1 pseudogene is annotated in these 268 nt (G+C 44.0%); it reads right to left on the bottom strand.

The window, feature by feature from the left end:
* A pseudogene (locus AAEY79_RS15060) lies at window positions 1–268 on the bottom strand (IS4 family transposase); the annotation flags it as partial.

Genomic DNA, 268 nt, shown 5'->3' with positions numbered 1-268 from the left:
CCTTTTGGCTCTTGATAAGCAATAAAACGGGCACGCCATGTTTCGGGAAGCTCGGGGTTTTTCTTTCTCGCTTGGGGAGAGACTGGCATATCAATGAGCAAATCATTATTCGCAAACTCTTCGACCACCTCGTAACGCATTTTTGACTTTACGGGTGTCAGCCAATGTCGCTGTACTCCAGAGCTTTGCCAATTGACTAATAAGTCAGCAGAGAAATAACAACGGTCAAATAGGGTTAAGGAGTTATCAGGTGTATCTTGAACTAAAC

It is taken from the genome of Psychrobacter sp. GW64-MNA-CIBAN-0177, from assembly GCF_040309585.1.
GTDB lineage: Bacteria > Pseudomonadota > Gammaproteobacteria > Pseudomonadales > Moraxellaceae > Psychrobacter > Psychrobacter okhotskensis.
This window is presented reverse-complemented; position numbering and strand designations above follow the sequence as displayed.